21 protein-coding genes are annotated in these 22,828 nt (G+C 63.6%); 12 read left to right on the top strand and 9 right to left on the bottom strand.

The genetic code is table 11. The features are described 5' to 3' along the window. The 6 genes from PLU72_07640 to PLU72_07615 all read right to left on the bottom strand — a co-directional run bounded on the left by PLU72_07640 (position 1) and on the right by PLU72_07615 (position 6,498). Positions 1-1,224 carry a HEAT repeat domain-containing protein gene (locus tag PLU72_07640; protein HOT28047.1) on the bottom strand — a complete coding sequence of 408 codons (1,224 nt, stop codon included), beginning with the start codon at positions 1,222-1,224 and terminating at the stop codon, positions 1-3. 3 nt (positions 1,225-1,227) lie between these two features. Further along, positions 1,228-1,635 (bottom strand): hypothetical protein, encoded by a 408-nt coding sequence (locus tag PLU72_07635; GenBank protein ID HOT28046.1) that lies wholly within the window; start codon positions 1,633-1,635, stop codon positions 1,228-1,230. 254 nt (positions 1,636-1,889) lie between these two features. After that, on the bottom strand, positions 1,890-2,330 hold the full coding sequence (ruvX, locus tag PLU72_07630; GenBank protein HOT28045.1) for a Holliday junction resolvase RuvX: 441 nt from the start codon (positions 2,328-2,330) through the stop codon (positions 1,890-1,892). 146 nt (positions 2,331-2,476) lie between these two features. Further along, complete coding sequence (gene alaS, locus PLU72_07625) at positions 2,477-5,071, bottom strand: alanine--tRNA ligase (protein ID HOT28044.1); 2,595 nt, start codon at positions 5,069-5,071, stop codon at positions 2,477-2,479. A gap of 45 nt (positions 5,072-5,116) precedes the next feature. Beyond that, positions 5,117-5,821: a prepilin-type N-terminal cleavage/methylation domain-containing protein gene (locus PLU72_07620; protein HOT28043.1), complete on the bottom strand. Its 705-nt coding sequence runs from the start codon at positions 5,819-5,821 to the stop codon at positions 5,117-5,119. A 14-nt stretch (positions 5,822-5,835) separates the two neighbouring features. Then, positions 5,836-6,498 carry a prepilin-type N-terminal cleavage/methylation domain-containing protein gene (locus tag PLU72_07615; protein ID HOT28042.1) on the bottom strand — a complete coding sequence of 221 codons (663 nt, stop codon included), beginning with the start codon at positions 6,496-6,498 and terminating at the stop codon, positions 5,836-5,838. On the opposite strand from PLU72_07615, the gene PLU72_07610 reads away from it, so the two are divergent. After that, positions 6,497-6,970, top strand: coding sequence for a hypothetical protein (locus PLU72_07610; protein ID HOT28041.1), 474 nt, complete (start codon positions 6,497-6,499; stop codon positions 6,968-6,970). The genes PLU72_07615 and PLU72_07610 overlap by 2 nt on opposite strands. On the opposite strand, the gene PLU72_07605 is transcribed toward PLU72_07610, so the two are convergent. Continuing rightward, entirely contained in the window at positions 6,951-7,730 is a 780-nt protein-coding gene (locus PLU72_07605) for a hypothetical protein (protein ID HOT28040.1), read from the bottom strand. The two genes, PLU72_07610 and PLU72_07605, sit on opposite strands and share 20 nt — an antisense overlap. A 240-nt stretch (positions 7,731-7,970) precedes the next feature. On the opposite strand from PLU72_07605, the gene PLU72_07600 reads away from it, so the two are divergent. The 9 genes from PLU72_07600 (at position 7,971) to PLU72_07560 (ending at position 18,941) form a co-directional block, all read left to right on the top strand. Next, positions 7,971-8,597: a class I SAM-dependent methyltransferase gene (locus PLU72_07600; protein ID HOT28039.1), complete on the top strand. Its 627-nt coding sequence runs from the start codon at positions 7,971-7,973 to the stop codon at positions 8,595-8,597. Positions 8,598-8,771: 174 nt separating this feature from the next. Further along, positions 8,772-10,904 (top strand): hypothetical protein, encoded by a 2,133-nt coding sequence (locus PLU72_07595; GenBank protein HOT28038.1) that lies wholly within the window; start codon positions 8,772-8,774, stop codon positions 10,902-10,904. A 15-nt stretch (positions 10,905-10,919) separates the two neighbouring features. Further along, positions 10,920-11,093, top strand: a complete 174-nt coding sequence (locus PLU72_07590; GenBank protein ID HOT28037.1) for a hypothetical protein — start codon at positions 10,920-10,922, stop codon at positions 11,091-11,093. Next, positions 11,094-11,582, top strand: a complete 489-nt coding sequence (locus PLU72_07585) for a crossover junction endodeoxyribonuclease RuvC (GenBank protein HOT28036.1) — start codon at positions 11,094-11,096, stop codon at positions 11,580-11,582. A gap of 89 nt (positions 11,583-11,671) precedes the next feature. After that, a complete protein-coding gene (locus PLU72_07580) occupies positions 11,672-12,007 on the top strand; it encodes a hypothetical protein (protein ID HOT28035.1) in 336 nt (111 codons plus the stop codon). Positions 12,008-12,062: 55 nt separating this feature from the next. Next, positions 12,063-13,310: a TolC family protein gene (locus PLU72_07575; protein HOT28034.1), complete on the top strand. Its 1,248-nt coding sequence runs from the start codon at positions 12,063-12,065 to the stop codon at positions 13,308-13,310. A 139-nt stretch (positions 13,311-13,449) separates the two neighbouring features. Then, on the top strand, positions 13,450-14,817 hold the full coding sequence (locus PLU72_07570; GenBank protein HOT28033.1) for an efflux RND transporter periplasmic adaptor subunit: 1,368 nt from the start codon (positions 13,450-13,452) through the stop codon (positions 14,815-14,817). A gap of 14 nt (positions 14,818-14,831) precedes the next feature. Further along, entirely contained in the window at positions 14,832-17,918 is a 3,087-nt protein-coding gene (locus PLU72_07565; protein ID HOT28032.1) for a CusA/CzcA family heavy metal efflux RND transporter, read from the top strand. Positions 17,919-18,017: 99 nt separating this feature from the next. Continuing rightward, positions 18,018-18,941, top strand: a complete 924-nt coding sequence (locus PLU72_07560; protein ID HOT28031.1) for an EamA family transporter — start codon at positions 18,018-18,020, stop codon at positions 18,939-18,941. On the opposite strand, the gene trxB is transcribed toward PLU72_07560, so the two are convergent. Both trxB and PLU72_07550 read right to left on the bottom strand, forming a co-directional pair. Further along, positions 18,914-19,858 carry a thioredoxin-disulfide reductase gene (gene trxB / locus PLU72_07555; protein HOT28030.1) on the bottom strand — a complete coding sequence of 315 codons (945 nt, stop codon included), beginning with the start codon at positions 19,856-19,858 and terminating at the stop codon, positions 18,914-18,916. The two genes, PLU72_07560 and trxB, sit on opposite strands and share 28 nt — an antisense overlap. Before the next feature lie 32 nt (positions 19,859-19,890). Then, positions 19,891-20,505, bottom strand: a complete 615-nt coding sequence (locus tag PLU72_07550) for a manganese efflux pump MntP family protein (GenBank protein ID HOT28029.1) — start codon at positions 20,503-20,505, stop codon at positions 19,891-19,893. Between the two features lie 159 nt (positions 20,506-20,664). Here PLU72_07550 and PLU72_07545 point away from each other — a divergent pair, with 159 nt between their 5' ends. Together PLU72_07545 and PLU72_07540 are read left to right on the top strand one after the other, a co-directional pair. After that, positions 20,665-21,816 carry an aldo/keto reductase gene (locus PLU72_07545; protein ID HOT28028.1) on the top strand — a complete coding sequence of 384 codons (1,152 nt, stop codon included), beginning with the start codon at positions 20,665-20,667 and terminating at the stop codon, positions 21,814-21,816. 15 nt (positions 21,817-21,831) lie between these two features. Next, complete coding sequence (locus tag PLU72_07540) at positions 21,832-22,818, top strand: hypothetical protein (protein ID HOT28027.1); 987 nt, start codon at positions 21,832-21,834, stop codon at positions 22,816-22,818. Positions 22,819-22,828 lie beyond the last annotated feature (10 nt).

The following is a 22,828-nucleotide window of genomic DNA, read 5'->3' as shown; positions in this document are numbered from 1 at the left end:
TCAGCCGTTGGCCGTTTTCGCCATGATGCGCTTGGCCGAGTTGCGGACCATGTCGTTTTCGTCTTCGATCAGCGTTTCGGCGAGCTTGTAGAGGTTCGGCAGGGGAAGCTTCCCCAGCGCCTCGATCGCGTTCAGCCGGTTGAACCATTCCCCATCCCGCAGGAACGGCTCGATGGCGGGCGCCGCCTCGGCAAAGCCCAGATCGCCGATCGCATCGAGCGAGAACACCAGCATCGAACGGTCGGAAAGCGTTTTCACCATCGGCTCGAGCAGCCGCCGGTCGTGAATCTGCCCCATGACCCGGATGAGATTCACCTTCAGGTCGCGATTTCCCGTGTTCAACTGATCGATCATGAACGGGATATCGAGATGGCCGACCTTCGATAGCGCCTCGATCGTTCCGCTCCTGACCTGCACCGAGGGATCGACGAGCGACCGCACCAAGGGCGGAACGGCATTCGGGGCTTTCGCCTGGCCGAGCGCCTCGACGATGCGTTTCCGCAGGAACCATTCCGGGTGCGAAAGATGTTTTTCGAGCACGTCGACAGCCTCTTCCGTGCCGACGCGGCCGAGGCCCTTCACGCCGAAGAGGCCCAGGCCGAGCGGGTCTTTTTCGAGGGCGGCGACGAAGTGGGGAAACGCCTGAACGGTGCCGGCCTCGGCGAGGAACTTCAGAATCCAGCTCTGACGGTCGGTTCCGAGGCGGCCGTATTCGGCGAGTAGGTCGGGGGAAAGGCGGTCGGCGACCGGGGCAAGCACTCGTTCGGCTGCGGCGAGCTTCACCTCATCGGGGCATTTCAGCAGAAGTTCCGTCAGTGCCTTGTGAGCGGCGGGCGTTCCGAACGTCATGAGCGCCTTGATTGCGGCGATCGAGACGGGGATATTTTTCGAAGAAAGCGCCCGAATGAGCGGCTCGACGGCCGGCTGGTGGCGGAGTTCCGACAGGATCAGGGCGGCCCAGACAAACCGGTCGGGCCGCTTTTCATCGAGTTCGCCCATCAGAGCGGCGGGGGCCGCTTCCTTCAGGGGCCCCTTGAACAGATCGGCAACGAGTGACTTCGCGATCGCGTTCGAACCGTCGAACGCCTCCAGAAGGATCGGGACGGACTCGGCCATATTCTGCCGGATCTGCGGCAGGACGCGTTCGGCGAACGTTTCAGGCGCGGCATACGCCTTTTCGAGAAGTTCGGCGGTCGCCCGCCCGTTCGGCTGTGACCCGGCCATGGATCAATTCGTGACCTTGGGGGCGGCCTCGTATTTCTCGAGGGTGAACCGCTCGCATCCGATACTCTTGCCGTTGGCCGTGAATTCAAACAGATACGTGCCGGCTTCGGGAAATTCGAAGTTTTCGAGAACGATCATCGAGCGCGCGGTCAGGCCGACCTGGCCCTCGATGCTGGCGGCCAGCGGCTTCGGCAGCAGCGGCGTGCCGGAGGGCTTGACGATGTTGATGCCCACGTCCCACTTTCCGACCACTTCCTCCCATTCGATGAAGAGGCAGAGTTTGAGGAACTTGAACGGGAAGCGCGTCACGAAAAGTTTCGAGGCGAGCACGCCCATCAGGCTCACCCGGCCGTTCACTTCCTGGCGGATATCTTCGCAAATCAGTACGCTTCTGTAGTTCAGCTCGCTCATCGTTCATCGCATCCTTTGCAGATAGTTGAAGGGCATCGTTTCGTGCCCCGTATGCTACCACACCCCCCGCCTCTCCGCCATATTCCGCAAAGGCTCAGGTCGAGTTTTGGGAAAAATCGAGTTCGTTCAACAAAAGAAGAGAGGAACGCCGGGATCAATCCATTTCGACACGCCCCCGGAAACTCCATGGAAAGAGGTTTTTCAGTTGTTCAGCCGCGACATTTTCTTCATCAGGGTCATCCGCGGACTGGGTCTCAAGATTCGTCGTCCGGATGGGTTGGATTCGCCGAGCGGCGGCGGTCGAGGAACGTCTTGAGGATGAGGGCGGCCGAAACGGCGTCGCGGATCTCACGGCGCTTTTCGCGGCGCATGCCCGACTCGATCAGGCTGGTCACCGCCATGTTCGTCGTGAAGCGCTCGTCGATAAACTCGATCGGGACCTTGATCAGCGGCTGAAGGCGTTCGACGAACGCCCTGACGATGCGCGACGCCTCGCCGTGCTCTTCGCCGTCAAGCGAGAGCGGCAGTCCGACGACGAGGCCATCGGCCTCTTCGCTCTCGACCAGCCGGGCGATCGTCGCCGGAGCATCCTTTCCGGCCGGCACGACCGAATGCGGGGAAGCGGCGATCTCGAGCCGATCGCAACTCGCCACGCCAATCCGCTTGCTCCCTACATCCAAGGCAATGAATTTCATGCATCCCCCTCGCCCGGCACCGCGTGCTCAGGACGCACACGCATATCGGAAATGAGATATGATTTTCCATAGAGAGTGCAGGGGCGGGTTTGAAACCCGCCCCTGCGGCATTACCGATAGTATCTTTCGAATCGACGTGCGCGAGATCAGGCCGAGGCGCCGAACGACGAGCCGATGATGGATTCGGCGGCCTTGAGGGCATCGTCGATCTTCGCGGGCTCCTTCCCGCCCGCGGTGGCCATGTCGGGCCGGCCGCCGCCACTTCCGCCGGCGATCTTCGCGATTTCCTTGATCAGCTTGCCCGCGTTCAGGCCCCTGCCGACAAGATCCTTCGAGATCTTCAGGACGAAGGTCGCCTTCTCGCCGCCGCCCGCAAGCAGGCAGAGCACGTTTTCGCGGCTGCCGACCAACTCGTCGGTCATCTGTTGCAGTTCGGAGGCCCCCATGCCGTCGACCCGGGCGATGATGGCTTGGGCGCCGCCGATGACGCGCACCGACTGGCGTGCTTTCTCGATCTGGCCCTTCGCATCGCTCTTGCGTGCCGCTTCGATCTCTTTTTCGAGCTCGCCCACGCGCGACACAAGTTTCTCGGCCTTTTGCAACAGGCTCTTCGGGTCGCAGTCGAGGATCTTCGCGAGGTCGCGGGTTTCCTGGCGCATCGCCTGGAACCGCGCATACGCGGCGGCGCCGGTCACGGCCTCGATGCGTCGCACACCGGAGGCGATCGACGACTCCCCGAGAATCGTAAACATCCCGATTTCCGAGGAGTTGGAAATATGCGTTCCCCCGCAGAGTTCCTTCGAGTAGTCCCCGACCCTGACCAGGCGCACGACGTCGCCGTATTTCTCGCCAAAGAGGGCCATGGCGCCGAGTTTGACGGCATCATCGTAGCTGGTCTCGATGGTGTTCACCGGCAAGCTTTCGAGGACGCGCTCGTTGACGCGCTGTTCGATGACTCCGAGCGTGGTGGGATCGATCGACTGGAAGTGGGTGAAGTCGAACCGCAGGCGGTCGGGGTCGACGGCCGAACCGGCCTGTTTCACGTGGCCGCCGAGGAGTTCCTGGAGCGCCTTGTGAAGCAGGTGCGTGGCGGTATGGTTGCGCATCGTCGCCTTCCGGGAGGCGACATCGACGTGCAACTCGACCTGGTCGCCCTTTCCGAACCGGGCCGCGCTCACCCATGCGCCCCGGTGAATGAACACGTCCTCGACCTTGTCGGTCGTGTGGACGGCGAACTCGGCGCCTTTCCCGCGGATCACGCCGTGGTCGCCGATCTGGCCGCCCGATGCGGCGTAAAACGGCGTGCGGTCGGTGATGACGAGCAGTTCGTCGCCGGCCTCGACCACGTTCAGGACCGTTCCGGTGTCGGTCATGGTCGCGTAGCCCGTGAACACGGTTTTCCCGTATTCGGCCGGGTTGATGGCGCTGAAGTTCACGAACGCGGAGACGACGTTGGCCCGGCCGCGCTCGCGCTGCTTCTCGAGCTCGGTGTTGAACCCGGTTTCATCCACGAGCAGCTGTTCCTCTTTGCAGATCTCGCGGGTCAGGTCGAGGGGGAAGCCGTAGGTGTCGTGCAACTGGAAGGCGCGAACGCCGTCGAGCTGCTTCGCGCCGGCCTTCTTCAGGTCGGCGATGTAGCCGTTCAGCATCTCGCTGCCGGTCTTGAGGGTCTGGAGGAACCGCTCCTCCTCGCTCTTCACGACGCGGGTGACGAGTTCCAGATTCTGCCCGACCTCGGGGTAGGCGTCCATGACGCGGGCGACGGTCGGAACGATCGTGTGCAGGAACGGCTCTTCCTGGCCGAGATACTTGTAGCCGAACCGGGAAGCGCGACGCAGGATCTTTCTGAGCACGTAGCCGCGGCCTTCGTTGCCCGGCAGCGCGCCGTCGGCGATCGCGAAGGAGAGCGCGCGGATGTGGTCGGCGACGACCTTCAGCGCGGTGCGGGTCTTGCCGCCCTCGGCGAAGTGCTTGCCGGTGCGCGTCTCAATGGCGCCGACGATGCCCGAGAAGACGTCGTTCTCGAAGTTGTCGAGTTTGCCCTGGAGGATCGCCGCGAGGCGCTCGAGGCCCATGCCGGTATCGATGTTCTTCTTCTTGAGCGGCGTGAGCGCGCCGTCCTCGGCGCGGTTGTACTGCGTGAACACGAGGTTCCAGAACTCGAGATACCTCGGGCAGTCGCAGCCCGGCGCGCAGTCGGGCGAACCGCAGCCGATGCCGGGGCCCTGGTCGATGTAGATCTCGGAGCAGGGACCGGACGGGCCGACGCCGATCGTCCAGAAGTTATCCTTGTCGCCGAGGGTGACGATATGGTCGGAAGCAACGCCGATACTCTTGTTCCAGATCTCGCGGGCCTCGTCATCGCTGTGGTGAACCGAGACGTAGAGTTTCTTCACGTCGAGGTTCACGACCTTCGTGATGAACTCCCAGGCCCAGGCGATCGCGTCTTTCTTGAAATAATCGCCGAAACTGAAGTTGCCGAGCATCTCGAAAAACGTGTGGTGGCGGGCCGTATACCCGACGTTCTCGATGTCCGTCGTGCGAAAACACTTCTGGCAGGTGGCGGCGCGCTTGAGGTCGGTTTTGAGGCCGAGGAAATACGGTTTGAAGGGGGCCATGCCGGCGCTGTTGAAGAGGAGCGTCGGGTCGTCCTGCGGGATCAGCGAAAAAGAGCCTCGGACGTAGTGTTCGTGCCCCTTGAAGAAGTCGAGAAACTTGGATCGGACGGTTGCGGTGTTCATGCGGTCGCTCCTGGTCGGGTTCGAGAAATATGTAGTATTATACAGTTATTCATATTTTGCGTTGAGCACCCGCGAGTAGACGCGGGTCACGAACGTTCGGGTCTTGATCGGCACGCCGGCCTTGTCATACAACTCGTTCATCGAGAGCTGCACCTCGATGCCGCGTACCTTCGATAGGTCGTTCAGGGCGTTCCCGGGGTTGGTGGGAAAATAGTAGTGCGGGGCGAGGTATTTCTGATAGTTGTCAAGACTTTCGCCCTTGTCGCGGTTCCGGAAGATGGCGCCGTCCGTGCCCCAGATTTTGAGGTAGTCGAGCTGCTTGGTCACGATCGCGCGTTTGATCTTCCCCTTTTCCTGGCGGTAGATGATCTTCTGGGCGCCGGGCGAGTCTTTATACCGGTCGGGCCCCTCGTACGACCAGGTGACGGTGGTCGTGCCGTCGCCGATGCGCTGCGGCACCTCGATGGTCATCGAGAAGAACAGGGCGTTGTCCTCGGCGAACAGGTTGCCGCGGAACACGGTGTCGAGGCTGACGAGCTTCGTCATCTCGCGCAGGTCGCGCTCGATGAGCATCAGGAACTCGCGGGCCTCGTGCAGGGTGTCGAGCGACTGGCGCTGACGCTCGAGGCTGACGAACGTGCGGTTGAGGAACAGATAGCCCGTCACGAGCACGATGCCGAACAGCAGCAGGGAGATCATGACCTCGACGAGGGTGACGGCGCGGCGGGCCGGGCGATGCGTATATTTCATGATATTCATTTCCTTCACGGCTTGGAGGTCGGCAGCGAAGGCGTGAACGAACTGTTCAGGCCCGAACCGAGGGTTTCATCGGAAAGGATCGTCGCGAGCTCGAAGGATTTCTCCTTCCCCTTCCTGTTGCCGGTGCCCGGCACGGACTCGGTGAAATACACGATCGCCCGGATGCGGATTCTGCGCTTCTGCAGTTCGTAATCGGGCGAACCGGCATCGGGATCGACGTTCGGGTAGAACGAGAGGCGCGCCTCGCGGGTGTATTCGACGCCGGGCGAGTTCCAGGTGCCGTTCGCCTCGCGCGGTGTGACGTATTCCTTGAACGGCCCGTCGATCGGGTCGGGGGCGGAGAGCTCGATAAGCTGCCGGAGCTGGGCGAACGGGCGGCTCTTGAGCTCCTCGATCTTGAGCATGGCGAGATTGGCCGCCACGACTTCATTGATGCTCTTGTAGGTGACCTTTTCCGAGATGCCGAACAGCAGAATGATCGGGAGCATCACCAGCGAGGCAATCGAGAGCGCGACGAGGATCTCCACGAGCGTGATGCCCCTTCCGCGGGCTCGGGATGAGGGTTCGCGCGATTCAGGCAAATTTCGTGCCGAAGACGCTAACGTCGCCTGCAGTTCATGCCGATGAGAATCGTGGAATACCAGAGAACGAAGCGAGGAAACAAACATGAAGATAGACCGTAAGCACATGGGCCTGATCCTGGCCTCCTTCATAGCCTTGTCATTCAACAGTCACTTCGCCCAGGCCGCCAAGAAAACGCAGGAAATCCTGCAGCCGGCGAAGGTGTATGCCTTCAAGAAAACAGCCACCGCGTACGTGCCTCTCGCCGAAGTGAAAGACCTGCCCGTGGTGGTCAAGAAGACCGGTGTCAGAATCGATCGACGCAACCTGTATATCGGGGGATATGTGGTCAACACCTCGAACAAGGCCGTATCGCACGTGAGAATCTACCCCACGTTCGTGAGCAAGCCACAGAATCTGGCCAACCTGTCCGCTCAGCTGAACCACGACGAACTCAACCTTTCTCCGAAGGAAACGCGGCGCTTCGTCATCATGCGCCCTATTTCGGATGTGAAAGACCTGCTCGAGAACAACGTCCCGGTGGCCGAAAACTGCGTTCTCAATTGCCGCCTTCTCTAGCCTCGAGCCGCCCGACCTCTGCGATAACGCGATCCCATTCAGGCCCCTGCTCCGCGGGGGCCTGTTCCTTCATCAACTGAAACGCCGACAGATACGACTCCTTCGCCTTCAGCTTCATGTTCTTGCGGGTATACATGTCTCCGAGGTTCTGGAATGCGTATACAAGGATATCGAGGTTCTCCCGCTTTCCGCCCGATTTCAGGAGCTGTTCCCGAAGCAGGCCTTCGAGCTTGAGAATACCGAGATTGCCGGACGTCTCGAGGGCCATGACGGCGTCTTTCAACTCGAGGGCGACGGGCGACGAACGCTGACGCTGGAAATCGCTCTGCTCTTTTTCCTGCTCGTCCGCGAGACGCCGTCCGGCCTCGTATTTTTCGATGGCGAAGCGGCGACGCCGGTCACGGAAATTCTCAGTCTTCGTATCGACGCCGAGCACGCGGATCGTCTCGCTGGGCAGACCGAGTTCGACGAGCTCGTCCTCGTTTCTCTCGAGCGACGAAGAGGTCTTGCGCCAGAGATTCGAACCCTTGAGAAAGGCGAAATACCCGCCGCCTTTTCCGGTTGCTGTGGGATCGCTGATCGTGCTCGAGGTCGGCAGGCCGGGAATTCCCAGATCGCCGCCGAAATGATACAGCGTCACGCCGGCGACGGTCGCGATACAGAGCCCGGCAAGCCAAAGCTGGGGACTCTTCCACCAGGGGGGAAGGGGATGTTCTTCCGGCCCGTGTTTGCGACGGGGGGGATACAGCGGTCTGGCCATCGGTTCTCCGGGACTCTCTGTGTTGGAGTTGGCGAAATCAGAATTCGAACCCTGAAAGTATACCAGAGGCGGAATTCCCTGTCCATTTCATTGAGACCGGCTTTCATTCGGCAATTTCGGGAGACCATGCCGGCAAGGCGGCCGCAATCGACTCAGTACGTTGCACACCGCAGACGGGGTGTGCTATAGTTCATCCGTCAGCGGCAGGAGAGGACAGCCGCACGTTTGGAGTCATCACGTTTGCATAGCGCCAGCACGGTTCAGCACGCTTACGACCGCTACAGCACGTTGTACGATCTTTTCTTCAAGCCGTGGCTTGAGGACGGCCATCGTATCGCCGTGGAGCAGCTTGACCTCTGCCCGGGCCAGACGGTTCTCGAAGTCGGCGTGGGCACGGGGCTGAGCCTCGAGTATTACCCCTCGCAGGTTTCGGTCGTCGGGTTCGATTTCAGTCACGGCATGCTGTGCCAGTCGCAAAAACGCGCCGAAGAGTGCTCCTGCCCCACCCATCTTCTCCGGATGGACGTATCGAAGATGGCGTTTCCCACGCGCACCTTCGACAGGATTCTGGCGGCGTATGTGCTCACCGTCGTTCCCGACACGCGAAGCGCCATCGGGGAGATCCTGCGCGTCGCCAAACCTGGAGCGAAGGTCGTGATGATCAACCATCTGCGCAGCAGGAATCCCGTCCTCTCCTGGATCGAAGATCGGTTTCACCCGGTATTTTCGAAACTCGGCCTCTTCACGCTCGATCGTGACCTTCTCTCGATCCTCGAATCCTGCGGAATCCGTGACTACACCCTGACCCCCACGACATTTCTCGGGCTTCACCACGTCATTTCATTCACCGTACCGGAGCATTTCTGATGCGAAACCGCCCGGCAACGTCTGCCGGGCCCCCGCGATGAAGGAACGAAGACCGCGTTTTCAACACCGCGCGCCGCGCGACCGGCATCGCAACCGTCCGCCCTGGAGCGGACCACATTTTCCGGGTTCGACCTTTTTCAAGCGTTCCCGGCAACAAATCGGAGACATTCATTCGTGAGACGTTATCGCCGTTCTACAACCGTTCAAAAATCCGCCGAAGACCTCGAGCGCGAGTATCTGACCATCAAGCAAAGCCTGCTGCAGAACATCGCCATCATCGAGGAGCGGCTTCAGAAAATCTTTTCCAGCCCCAAGCCATGGAAATTCCAGCGCGCCGACCATGTGCTCGTGGAAAGCAACGAGGTGATCGACCTCGTGTTCGAGCACTCGGCTCCTGACGACAAGCGCTTCGTCGTCGTCGACATCTGCGTTCCCTATCTCGCCCGCGGCCAGAAATACACGCTCGACACGAAGGCCAAACAGTTCCAGAAGGAGCAGGGCGTCGCCGCGGTCCGCGTCAAGAAAGCCCTGCTGATGCTCAAGCGCAGCGGCGAAACGTTGGCCCCGCCCTCGACGAAACTCAGCAGCCGCATCATCGAACTGGACATCTCCGTCCTGACCGGTGAAGAGGCGCCCCCCGTCCAGTCCCAGCCGGAAAAAGCGGCCGCGCCCGTCTTCACGCCGGAACTGCTCGAAGCCCTCAAACGCACGATCGTGCACGAGTGTCTGGGCACGATGTACAAGCGACGCAACAAATACATCCGGAAGGGTCTCTGGCGCTGGATCGAGCGGGAGATCATGGATCCGAACGTCCATTTTTTCCTTATTATTTTGTCAAGTATATATCAGGGCAAGACGAGCGAGATTCTGAGCCGCCAGTTCAAGACGGTCGAGGAATACTCGGGCGGCTCGGAAAAGATCATCGAAGCCCTGTTCTCGAACGAGAACGGTCTCGCCCCCGAGATTCTCAAGAACGCCGAGCGCCACAAGCAGGGGCTTCGCCGCTTCCTCGCCTGCTTCGAGCAGACCCCGCCGTTCGAGTATCTCCGGACGCTGTTCCTCAAGGAGTTCCGGACGTCTCGCGACAGCAACAAGGCCCGCATCGCCGTGTTCGACACCCTCAGGGAACTCCTTTCCAGATGCGGTTTCGAAGGCGAAAAAGAGGTCCAGTATCCCCTCGAGATTCTCGACGAACTTTCCATCTTTCCCGGCTTTATCATGGGCAACTACGCCCAGCTGCGCGTCGAGAACGCCTCGAAGAAGCTTCAGAAGCTGGTGCCCGAGCACACCTGGAACGCCGATGAGATTTACAAGCTCCGCGACGAACTGGCGCGCGTGCTCGGCCTTCCGCCGGCCGAATTCAACTTGAATGCGTTCCTGCCGCAGGCGTTCCTGCGCGACAATCTTCCGGCGCACCAGGCGCGGGGGATGGAAGACGCGATGCCTGCTCCGCAGCAGCACCAGCGCATGGAGCGCGATCGCGGCCAGCAGAACGCCCAGCGCCGGCCCGAGCGGCAGCCGTCCCCGCCCTCTGAACCTGCTCCGGCAGAGCAGCCGGACATCGAACAGCCCCGGTTGCCGTTCGAAGGCGCCATTCCCGGATCCCGCGCCGACGAGTCAGCCTTGGGAATCGCACGGCCCGACACCGCCCCTCCGCCGCTCGAATCGGCCAGGCCCCAGGGCCGCCCGCAGAGACCGATGCGCGCCTCCTACCGGGCGACGGCGGACATTCCGGTTCAGACCTCAATATCCCAGACGCAGGAAGCTGCACCTCTGGCACAGCCGCCCGTCGAGACGGCGGCGTTCGCTGCCGCCCCGGACGACGCGCAGAAGCTTCCTCCCGCGATTCTGCCCCAGCCGCGTCCCCCGATGCAACACGGCCAGGGGCAACGAGGCCAGCAACAGCAGCAACAGCGCTTCCAGAACCAGCCGTTCGGGAGACAGTCCGACCTCGACGAGGCCCGGCACCGGTATTTCGAGAATTTCGGCGGTCACACCGAAGAGGACCTGGAATCCGTCCGGTTCATGCTCGACATGGAGCGCGTCGTCAGTGATGCGACCCGGGCCCCGGTCAGGCAGGTCGAGGCGGAAATCGAAACGGGATACGATGATCAGCCCCCGCCCAAAGGCGGCAGGCCGCCGGTGCGCCAGTTCCAGAACCAAGGCATGCCGCGGGAGCCGAGACAGGCGCCTCAGAACGGCATGAGAGCCCCGAACCAGGGCGATTCGAATCGCCGGAGGCGCGGAAAGCGGCGTCACCACCGTTCGGGCGGGAACCGCCCGCCGATGCCCCGGATGCCACAGTGACGGAGCACATTCGCGATGAAGCCGTATGAAAAAAAGCGGATGATCTTCGTCGGCTGCGTGCTGTTCCTCCTGCTGATGGGCATGCAGTTTCTCGGCTACGACAACATCTACCTGACCGGCGCCCTCGCCGGCATCGTCAGCGGCGTCTCGGTCGTGCTCTACCCGCGCGAAGAGAACGGACCGAACTGAGTGGCCGTCATCCTCGGCCTCGACCTCGCCGAACGTCTCGGAGTCTGCATTCTCGAAGATTGCGGCCCGAAGGTGATCTGGAGTTCCAGCATCGCCCTCGCGCGCCGCGATCCGGCTGGACGCCTGCTGCGGCTTCGCGACCTGCTCGTCGAACTCATCAGCCGGTTCAAACCGGCCGAAGCCGCCATCGAAGACGTCTTCCTGCCGGAGCGCACGTCGCGCAAGACCCCGATCGCCCTGGGCGAACTGCGCGGCGTCGCGCGCCTCTGCGCCGCCGAAGCCGGCATCCCGGTGTTCTTCTACCCGCCGGCGCGGGTCAAGCTCACGATCACTGGCTCCGGCCGGGCCTCGAAAGAGGACGTCATGCGCATGATCTCCGGGGAACTCAAGGTCGCGCCGAAGGACGACAACGAAGCCGACGCGATCAGCATCGCCTACACGCATATCCTCATGCGCCGATTCCAGGCGATGCCGCAGACGAACCCCTGACGCAACCTGCGGCGTCGCATCTGAAGCGATTGCGGCGGCCGGCGATTGACGGGGGAACCGCCCGGCATGTATGATTCACAGTGAACGCCATGAGCACGATCACCCACGGAATCCGAATCATCGCAAGGCTGCAGTGTCTGGTCATGCTCGCCTGCCTGCTCATCGGCACCATGGGCATCTGCCCGGATGCGTGCTGCAACGACCCGCACCACGCCGAACGCAGCGTTTCGCCGGTGGCCGATTCCGAATCCCACCATTTCTGCACGATGCTTGCCTGCAGTCACTGCAGCAGCTTCATCGCCGCGGCCGCGGAAACCACCGAACGTCCCTCCTCGGCCCGGTGCCCTCCTCCGCGTCTGCCGGTCGGCCACGATGACCCACTCGCGGCGGAACTCTTCCGCCCCCCCATCTCCCTCCCCGCCTGAACGTTTCAGCACACGTTTTTTTGCGTTCAGACAACGGGAAGGAGTTTTCGCACCCATGCGTTTCGCATCTCTTCTGCTTTTTTTCGCATCCCTTCTTCCGGCTCATGCGGCGTATGCCGGAGAACCGGAACACGTCACCCTGCCGGAGATCCTTTCGCGCGCCGCCTCGCATCCCTCGCTTCTCATAGGTGAAGCCGAGATCGCACGGCGGGAAGCGGCCGTCCGCCTCGCAGGCGAGCGGGGACCGACCACCGTGGCCATCGAGGCCGAAAACGCCGGAGGACGCTTTCCCGGTTTTTCGGAAAGCGAAGCGACAATCGCGCTGAAACGGCCGCTGCTCGACGGGCGGCGGAATCGCGCCGCCAGGGAGGTCGCGCGGGCGGATCTCGATCAGGCCCGGCAGGCGGCCCGAAACCGCCTGTGGCTGATCACGAGCGCCGCTCAGACGGCGTTTCATCGCGCCATCGTGCGGGACGAGCTCGAAAGAACGGCTTCCGAAGCGGTGTATCTGGCGGAACGAGGACTCGACGCGGCCCGGGCGCGTGTCGAAGCGGGGGCGGCCCCCGGCTCTGAAATTCTCAAGGCTCAGGTCGAGCTCGAACGTGCGCGCGTCGAGCGTGAACGCGCCTCCAGCCAGGTCAGGGAATCGCGAAACGAACTGGCGCGCGCCGTCGGCCAGGCCGAGTCGCCGCTTCTCTGCCCGGTCGGTTCGCTCGGCGACGATATTTCGCTCCCCGGGCGCGAGGAGCTCATCGAAAGCATGCTGGCCTTCCATCCCGACCTGCGGGAGCTCGATGCCGCCGAAAACCACCGAAAAGCCCGGGTATTGGCCGCGGATGCCGGAGGCAAGCCGATCTGGGCGGCCGGAGGCGGGTTCAGGCGGTTCCAGGAGGACGACAGGCACACGTTCGTCATCGAACTCGAGGCCGAACTTCCCGACCGCCGCACGGTGCGCCGCGAACAGCTCGATCTCGCCGGGGAAGGCCGGCGGATCGAAGCCGAGCGTGCGGCCCGCAGGCTCGATCTCGAGCACCAGATCGACGGGCAGATCACTCGGTTCAACGGAGCGAAGACCAGCGTGGAACGGCTCGGCCGGGGCGTGCTTCCGGATACGCGGCGACTGATGGAAATGGCGCTGGAGGCATACCGCCTCGGCCGCGCGGACCAGCTCGAGGTCATCGAGGCACAGAAAGCCCATCTCGACAGCCGACGCGAACATATCGAGGCGCTCGCAGAGCTGTACGAGGCGGCCGACGCCATCGAGAACCTCTGCGGGATCTGCCTCGTCGGCGAGAAGCACTGATGTGAAGTTTGAAGCGTGAAGCTCGAAGTGTGCAACGAAGAAGGCTGATCACATATTCCCTGCGGGAGTGCCGCTGAAGCCCTTCTGCATGTCGATTCGCGCGAAAGATGGATCCGCGCGGATGATCGGAGAAACGACGATGTTCAACAGAGCCTACTATTATAATATTGCATATATTATTATCTTCTTTTTCATGTTCGCCCTTCCGTCCTCTTTTTCCGCGTGGGCGGAAGAGGACGAGCACAAACACGGGCACGAGGCGCACGAACGGACCGCTCCCGGCGCCGCCGGTGAGGATGCGCACGAGGATCACGGTCGCGACCATGAAGGCCATGCGCACGGCGGCTCGACGGGCCCGGATGCGTTTGCCGAGCCGTGCGAGCACAAGGTTCCGATCATCGAGTGCGACGAGTGCCGGTACGAGGTCGGCGCCGTCCGGGTCTCCGCGACGCAGAGCACCCTGATACGGACAGAGAAACTCGAGCAGACGCCGATCGCGGCGACCCTCGAGGCGACCGGCGAAATGGCGTTCGACGAGGATACGGTGCGCATCGTCTCGCCGCGGGCGGCGGGCCGTCTGGCCTCGATCAGCGTGCGAATCGGCGACCCGGTCAGGCAGGGCCAGCCGCTGGCCGTGTTCGAAAGCCAGGATCTGGCGCAGGCGGCGCTCGAGTATCTGAAGCGTCTGGCCGAGGGCAAGCTTGCCGCCCAGAAGCTCGAGCGGGCCGAAGCCTTGCATGCGAAGGAGATCGGTTCGGCGCAGGAAGTCCAGGAGGCCCGGGCAGCTCGGGACCTCGCGCAGATCGAGCAGGAAAATGCCGCACGGCGTCTGCGCCTGTTCGGCCTTTCCCCCGACGAGATCGGAAGACTGGCGAAAAAGCCGGATTCCGCGGCATGCCGGGGGGAAATGATTCTGCGCAGCCCCATCACCGGCCGGATTTCACAGCGAGACGGCCTGGTCGGCGACATGATCGCCCCCGACCGCAAGCTCCTGACGGTCGCCGATCTGAAGCACCTCTGGGCGGTCATCGAGATTCACGAGCGCGACATCGCGGATGTCGCCGAAGCGCTTCACGGCGGGCCGGTTTTCGCCGAAGTGACCGCGGACACGGCCTCCGGAACGAGCTTCCCCGCCGAACTCGTCAGCCTCGACACGCAGATCTGCCGCGACACGAGAACGCTCCCCATCCGCCTCAAGGTCGAGAACCATCGCGAACTCCTGCGACCGGGCGTCTTCGTCAAAGCCCGCCTGTTTCTCGGAAAGCCGGAAACGAAGCCGACCCTTCCGGTCTCCGCCGTGGTCGAGAACGAGGGCGAGTCGTTCGTGTTCGTCCGACAGGGCGCCGACCTTTTCGTGAAGCGCGACGTTCTCCCGGGCCGCCGCATCGGCGAGCGGATCGTGATCGAAACCGGCCTGCAGGCTGGGGATGAGGTCGCCGTTTCGGGGGCTTTCCTTCTGAAATCCGACGTCCTGCGCGAGAAGATGGGCGCCGGCTGCGCCGACTGACCGAGAGAGCCGACATGCACTCCCTTCTTCGCAACATCCTCACGCACCGTTTTTTCGTCCTGCTGATCTCGGCGGGCCTCGTTCTCGCGGGCCTCGCCGCGTGGCAGAAGCTTCCGATCGACGCGTTTCCCGACGTCACGAACGTCCAGGTGATGGTCCTGACGCAGGCGGACGGCCTGACCGCGGCCGACGTCGAACAGCGCCTCACCTACCCCATCGAGCAGAAGATGGGCGGAGTCCCGCACGTCGTGCAGGTGCGGTCGCTGTCGAAGAACGGCCTTTCCCAGGTCGTCGTGATCTTCGAGGACGGCACCGACATTTACTTCGCGCGCCAGATGGTCCTCGAGCGGCTGGAAGAGGCCCGCGCGAACCTGCCCCCCGGTGTCGAGCCCGAGCTTGCGCCGATCAGCACGGGACTCGGCGAGATCTTCCAGTATACCCTCGCGGGCGGCGGGTTGTCGGCGACGGACCTCCGCAGCCTCCAGGACTGGCTCGTCGCGCCGGCCCTGCGGCCGATTCCCGGCGTCACCGAGGTCAACAGCTTCGGCGGCTTCATGAAGGAATACCACGTCCTCGTCCGTCCCGAGCGGCTGATCAAATACCGGCTGTCGATGCGCGACATCCTCGACACGATCGAGCGCAACAACGCGAACGCCGGCGGCCAGTTCATCGTCAAGGGCTGGGAACAAACGTATATCAGATCCATCGGCCTCGTCCGATCCCCTGAAGAATTGGGCGAGATCGTCCTGAAGGCGAGCGACGGGGTCGCCGTGCGGCTTCGCGACGTGGCCTCGATCGAGCCCGGCCACGCCGAGCGACAGGGCGCGGTGACGCGCGACGGCAAGGGCGAGGCGGTCGCGGGCATGGTCATCATGCTCAAGGACGCGAACGCGCGCGACGTCGTCGATCGGGTGAAAGCCGCGATTCCCGGCATCAGGCGCGCCCTGCCGAAGGGGGTCGAGCTCGATGTGTTCTACGACCGGACCTCCCTCATCGAGGCCTGCATCGCGACCGTCGTTGACGCGACGTTCGAAGGCGGCGTGTGCGTCATCCTGGTCCTGTTCCTCTTTCTGGCGGAACTGCGAACCGCGCTCCTGGTCGTTCTCTCGCTGCCGTTCACGTTCCTCGCGAGCTTCCTCGTGATGCGCTGGTGGGGCATGACAGCGAATCTCATGAGCCTCGGCGGGCTGGCGTTCTCGGTCGGCATGGTCGTCGACGCCACGGTCGTCGTCGCAGAGAACGCCCGGCGGCACCTTGCGCACAGGCATGCGGGCGAGTCGAGGATCGAAGCTATAGCGTCGGCTATATCAGAGGTCGCGAGACCGACGATCTTTTCGATCTTCATCATCGTCATCGTCCTGGTGCCGCTTCTGACGCTCGAAGGCATGGAGGGGCGCATGTTCGGCCCCCTCGCGGCCACAATGCTGATCGCCCTCGCGGCATCGCTCGTCGTCGCGTTCCTGCTCGTGCCCGCATGGTCGGTCTGGATGCTCCCCGCGGGCGAGGAGCGTGAGTTCGGGTTCATCCGGGCGATCCACCGGGCCTACGAGGGCACGGTCGCCGCGATCATGCGCAGGCCGTTCGCGACGGCGATGCTGGCGCTCGCCCTTCTCGCCGGAACGGTGCGTGCCGGCCGCGACATCGGCACCGAGTTCATGCCGCTGCTCGACGAGGGCGCGCTCGCCATCAACGCGGTCCGGCTTCCGAACGCCTCGCTCGACGGGGCCGTTACCGTAGCCGGCGAAATAGAACGTCTGCTCGCGAATGTTCCGGAGATCGAAACCGTGGTCTCGAAAACGGGGCGCGCGGAGATTTCCGAGGATCCGATGGGCCCCGAGCAGACCGACATTTTCGTCATGCTCAAAAGCGGATACCAGAAAACGCGTTCGCGAGACGCCGTGATCGACGACGTCAGAACCAGGCTGGCATCCGTTCCCGGGCTTCGTTACTCGTTTTCCCAGCCGATCGCCCTCCGGGTGAACGAACTGATCTCCGGCATCAAGAGCGACGTGGCCGTGAAGGTGTTCGGCCCCGATCTCGAGGTGCTGGCCTCCCTGTCGCGCCAGGTCACCGAGATTCTCGGGAAGGTGCCGGGGGCCGTCGACGCGAAGGCAACCCAGCTCGCGGGCATGTCGCAGCTCGACATCGAGGTCGACCGGTCGGCGGCGGCCCGCTGGGGGCTGAACGTCTCGGACGTGAACGAGCTGATCGAAACCGCCGTCGGCGGCCGCCTCGCCACGACGCTCGTCGAAGGCGAGAAGCGCATCGGCGTTCGCGTGCGGTATCCGCGCGAGTCCCGCAACGACGCCGAGGCGATCGGCAGGCTGACGATTCCAGCGCCGGACGGCACGCGCGTGCCGCTCGCCCAGGTCGCCCGACTGAAAACCGTCGAGGTTCCGATCGAGGTCACGCGCGAAAACGGCCGGCGCCGCATGGTCGTCGAAGGCAACGTCCGCGGCCGCGACCTGGGGGGCTTCGTCGCCGATCTCCGCCAACGTCTCGCCCCGCTGATGAACGCTCTTCCGACGGGCTACTTCATCGAACTCGGGGGCCAGTTCGAAAACCAGCAGCGCGCCATGACGCGCCTCGCCTGGGTCGTGCCGTTCGCGCTGACCCTGATCGTCATCCTGCTGATGCTTGCGCTCGGAAACGGCCGAGACGCCGTTCTCGTCATTCTGAACCTACCGTTCGCCCTCATCGGCGGCGTGCTCGCCCTCCGGGCCTCGGGCCTCACCTTCTCGGTCTCGGCGGCGGTCGCGTTCATCGTGCTACTGGGAATCGCCGTCCAGAACGGGGTGCTGCTGCTGGCCTTCTTCAGACAGCGGATCAACGAGGGCATCGCGGTCTTCGAGGCGGTGAAGGAAGGCTGCGCGGTGCGGTTCCGGCCGCTGATGATGACCGCCCTCACGTCGTTCATCGGCCACCTGCCGATGCTCGCCGCCACCGGCTCCGGCGCCGACATCCAGAAGCCTCTCGCGATCGTCGTCATGGGCGGCCTCGTCACCTCGACCGCCCTGACGCTCCTCGTCCTCCCCGTCCTCTTCACCTGGACCGAATCGCAATTCGGCCGTCCCGCGAAAACCGACATCCAGGCCGAGTGACCGCCGGCAGGGGCGGGTTCTCCCCGCCCCTGCCCCGCCCCCGCTCAAGCCGGGGATGAAGACTTGTCGGAATGAGCGGTCCGGGGTAGAGTGTCAGCCATGTCGACGGTATCGGGAATACGCGGAATCGTGCAGGTGGCGCTCGCGGCGTCGATCTGGGGGGCAGCCTACCCGCTGACGAAGGATGTCCTGGCGCAGGTGCCGCCGATCACGTTCGGGTTCGCCCGGTTCGCGCTTGCCGGACTGGTCCTGATGCTGTTCTCGCGGTCCCTGCCGCTCCAGGGCATCGCCGCCGGAGACCGGCGCCGAATGTGGCATCTCGCCTTCTGGGGCACGTTCGTCCTGGTCACGGCGATGAACCTCGGCCTGCGATGGGCGCCGGGTGTCGTCTCGTCGGTCATCTCGGGGACCCCTCCCCTGTTTACCGTCCTGCTGGCCGCCTCGTGGGGTCTCGAACCCCTCCGCGGGCGGCACATCGGCGCGGCCCTCATCGCCATCGCCGGGCTGTTCCTCCTGTGCGGCGACATGCGCGGCTCCGGCGTCACCGGGGCGCCGGCCGTCGCCGGGATCATCCTCGTCACCGTCCCCCAGGTCGCCTGGGCTGTCTATACGCTTCTCGGGAAACGCATCCTTTCTCTATATTCGTGGATATATGTCTGCCGAGATACATTCACGCTCGGGGCAATGATGCTGGCCCCCGTAGCCCTGCTCGAAACCCTTTCCGAGGGTCCCGGCCTCTGGGACGGCAAGGCCGCGGCAACGCTGCTCTTTCTCGCCCTCGCGAACTCGGTCATCACCTACGGTCTCTGGAACAGCGCCCTGAAACTCATTCCGGCGACCACCGCCGGCTTCATCCTGTATCTCCAGCCGGTGTCCGGCGTCATCCTGTCGATGATCATCTTCGGGGAACGCACCGGCGCAGCGGGGCTTGCAGGAATCGGCTTGATCTTCCTGGCCCTCCTCCTCGCCCTCCTGCCTGACCGGTCTTCCGGCTCTCACCCAAGGCCGGCGGAAGCCAGGTAGCGTTCGGCGTCGAGGGCGGCGACGCACCCCGAACCGGCGGCGACGATCGCCTGCCGGTAGTGAGGATCGATGACGTCGCCGCAGGCGAAGACGCCTTCGACCGACGTGGCACACGATGGATGGCGCACGGCGAGATAGCCCGCATCGTCGGCTTTCAGCTGGCCGGCGAGAAAAGCCGTGTTGGGGGTGTGGCCGATCGCCATGAACAGCCCCTTGCAGGGCCGTTGCGACACGGCGCCGGTCTTCACGTTCTTCACGCGCAGGCCGGTCATGACGCGATCTCCGACGACCTCCTCGATGACCGAGTCGAGAACCAGCTCGATCTTGGGATGGTTCCGCGCCCGCTCCTGCATGGCCTTGCTCGCGCGGAACTCGTTCCGCCGGTGGATCAGCAGAACTTTCGACGCGAAGCGGGTCAGGAAGGTCGCCTCCTCGATCGCCGTGTCGCCGCCGCCGACGACGGCGATGTCCTGGTTGCGGAACATCGGAAGCGCCCCGTCGCACGTCGCGCAGGCGGAAACGCCCTTTCCCCAGAACGTCTGCACGGACGGCAGGTCGAGCTTTCGCGCGCTCGCTCCCGTGGCGATGATGACGGTATGAGCCTCGAGCGTCTTCGACGAGGTCTTGACCGTGAACGGCCGCTTCGAGAAATCGACCTCGCTCACGTCTTCGGTGATGAACGCGGTGCTGAAGTGCGCGGCCTGCTGGCGCATCTTCGACATGAGTTCCGGACCCATGATGCCGCTCGGGAATCCCGGGAAATTCTCGACTTCCGAGGTCGTCATCAGCTGGCCGCCCGGCATGCCGCCGGCCATGAAACCCTCGATGACGAGGGGCGAAAGCCCCGCGCGCGCGGCGTAGATCGCCGCCGTGAGACCGGCCGGCCCGGAGCCGATGATGATGAGCTTGTTTGCCATGGGTTCATTCCCCTCCTGGTGTCTTCACCCTGTCAGATCGACAGCAGCTTGAAAGCTATAATAAACAATATAATAGCGCCGACTGTTTCGACGCGTTTTCCGAACCGGATCGAAAGGACTCTCCCCAGCCTCAGCCCCGTCCAGGTCATGGCGGCGGCGACGAACCCGATGCAGACAGACTCCCAGAAGAGGGATTGGGCCGTCATGCTGAGGCTGAACCCCACCCCGAGGGCGTCGAAACTGGTCGCGAACGAGAGGGCGACGAGCGACCAGCCGCGCGTCAGGTCCTTGCGGGCGGCCTGGGTTCCGGCACCGTCTTTGGTGTCCGCGTCTTCTTCTTCCACCTGGAAGCTCTCACGAAGCATTCGTGCCGCGATGAACGCGAGAAGACCGAAGGCGATCCAGTGATCCCAGTCTTTGACCAGGGGAATGATCTCCCGGCCGGCCAGCCACCCACCCATCGTCATGAGAAACTGGAACAGCCCGAAGTGAAACCACAGCCGGAACCGCGCCCTCCGCTCCGGCAGACGCGTTCCGACGGCCAGGCCGACGGCGAACGCGTCACACCCGAGAGCGAACGAGATTCCGAGAACGACCACCCACGACGAGATATCCATATCGGAACGTGGATGATACCAGCTTTTCACCAGCCAGTCCACATCCTTCGCATGGCTGAAACTTGGTATGAGGCCGTGCTATCATATACAGGTATCGAAACCGCCGGATGCCTATCGGCATGATGCGCATTCCGTCTTCGGCACCGAAACGTGTAACGTATAGTCAAAACAATATAGAGAGGAGTTTTTGTGAAGCGAAGAGATTTTCTGAAGATGACCCTTCTGGGAACCGCCTCGCTGGCCGCGGGGATCGACGTCGCGCGGGCGGCGGAACTGGCATCGGGGGCTGCGTCGTTCCCGCCGGTTCCCGTGTATCGGACGCTGGGCCGGACGGGGCTCAAGGTGGCCCTCGTCAGCTTCGGGGCGATGCTCACCCCGGAGCCTGAGGTGATCCGGGCAGGGTTCGACATGGGCATCAACTACGTCGACACCGCGCGCGTCTACATGAACGGCCGGAACGAGGAGATCGTCGGCAAAGCCCTCAAGGGCTGCCGTGACAAGGTCATCGTCGCCACCAAGACGAAGGGCAAGTCGGTCACTCCCGAGGCGATCATCGAGGACGTCGAGACCAGTCTGGCCCAGCTGCAGACCGACCATATCGACATCATCCAGCTTCACAACGTCACGAACGGGAACAGGGACCGCCTCTTCGACCGCAACGTGCGGGCGGCGCTCGCCGGCCTGCGCAAGGAAGGCAAGATCCGCTTCGTCGGCGTGACGACGCACACCGACCAGGCCGACATTCTCAATGCCGTGGTCGACGACCCCGACAGGTTCTTCGACACCGTCCTCGTCGGCTACAATTTCAAGAGCCCTCCCGAGCTGAAGGCCGCGATCGCCCGGGCCGCCGCCGCCGGCGTCGGCATCGTCGCGATGAAGACCCAGATCGGCGGCTACCAGGTCCCGGCCGGCGACACAACGACCCCACACCAGGCGGCGCTCAAGTGGGTCCTGGCCGACACCAACGTCGCGACCGCGATTCCCGGCATGAAGGACATGGCGATGCTGAAAGAAGACCTGTCGGTGATGGGGATGAAACTCACCGCGGCCGACCTGAACCGCCTCGAGCGGTATTCCCGGGCCGTCGACGGCATCTACTGCCGCCTCTGCGCGCGCTGCGAAGCCACCTGCCCGAACCACGTCTCGATCAGCGTCGTGAACCGCAGTCTCATGTATGCCGAAGGCTATAGAAACATGGAACTCGCCCGCGCCACCTATCGCGACCTCGAACCGGCCGCGTCGGCCCGGGCCTGCGGGAACTGCTCCGGCTGCGTCGCGCGGTGCGCGCACGGCCTGGATATCGCCGCCAAGATGAGCGCCGCGCGCGCCCTCCTGGCCTGACCGGGAGCCGTCCCCATGCATACCGGCGCGCATCTGCCCGCGACAACCAACGCCAGGCCAGGCCGAACGGCGGCGCTGGGCCTGCTGCTTCTCTCGCTTGTCACCCTGGCTCCGTGTGAAGCGCAGGTCCCCGCCACAACTCGAGAAGCCGCTTCGAACCAGGTGGGCGGTGTTTCGTGCTCGGACCTCCTGCCCGGCCCCGGCTTCCATCCCGGGTGGGTCGCCGACGGGACACCCGAAACGTTCACCCGCGACACGCTGTACGAGCACATCAACGGCGAAGCCGAGCTGTATCTGCCCTATGGCCTCGATTCGGCCGCGGCCGGCTATTACAAGGCCGGAGAAGATTCGAAAGCCGGGCTGGCGGTCGACATCTACCGCATGGGTTCGCCGCTCGACGCGTTCGGCATCTACGGCAACTACCGGAACCCCGACGGCGAAGCGGTCCAGGTCGGCGTCGAGGGAGAGATTTCCCCGACCCAGCTCCTGTTCTTCCAGGACCGGTATTTCGTGCGCATCAACTCGTCCGGCAGGGAGCCGCCGACCCGCGAAGCCATCCTGGCCTGCGCGCAGGCGGTTTCGGCGAAACTCCCCCCGTCCTCCTGGCCGCAGGAACTCGCTCTCATCCAGGCCCCGGGCATCGCCTCGCGCACCGAGAAGTACGTCGCGGAAAGTCTGCTGGGCTACCGGTTCTTCCCGCGCGGTTTCACCGCAGAAGCGTCACTCGATGGCACGCCGGTGAAGCTTTTCGTGGTTACGGCAGGCTCGCCCGCTTCGGCGGCGGCCTGTCTCGACCAGTATGTCGATTCCCTTCGCCAGTCGGGCACCACGCCGTCCGTGGAAGGCGGTTCCCGGGCAGACTCCGCCCTTTTCGCCCAGGACCAGCTCTACAAAGGTGTCCTGCTGCAACAGCGCGATAGTCTTCTCTATGGAATCGCGAAGATCGACGACCCCGCAAAAGCCCGGGCGCTGCTCGAACGCTGGCTCTCCAGGCCCGAATAAGTTCTCGCCG

This window comes from Candidatus Ozemobacteraceae bacterium, assembly GCA_035373905.1.
GTDB lineage: Bacteria > Muiribacteriota > Ozemobacteria > Ozemobacterales > Ozemobacteraceae > MWAR01.
The sequence above is the reverse complement of the archived record's forward strand: the minus strand, read 5'-3'. Positions and strand labels throughout refer to the sequence as shown.